Annotated in this window: 1 protein-coding gene; it reads left to right on the forward strand. The window is 54.5% G+C overall.

Features of this window, described 5'->3' with window-relative positions; genetic code table 11:
• On the forward strand, positions 1-198 hold a 198-nt coding region (locus Q4563_RS23115; RefSeq protein ID WP_303606217.1), incomplete at its 5' end, for a hypothetical protein.
• Positions 199-231: the final 33 nt, after the last annotated feature.

Consider the following 231-nt stretch of genomic DNA (forward strand, 5'->3'; position numbering starts at 1 on the left):
GCTTACCTCTTCCGTATCCGCGTGGATGGCTCTGGCGGCGGTATCGCGTATTTCAGCGTCAATAATGGCACCGAGATCGCCGTCACAACGGGCATGGTCGCCTCATCGACCAATCTGGGCTTTGGCTGCATCGCCTATACGAATGCGGCTGTTTCCAAAAACATCCTGTTCCGCAGCATGACTGTGACCTGGGCGTAACCATGACACAGATCTGGGGGGATATTTATGATG

The sequence above is a fragment of the Gilvimarinus sp. 1_MG-2023 genome (assembly GCF_030548285.1).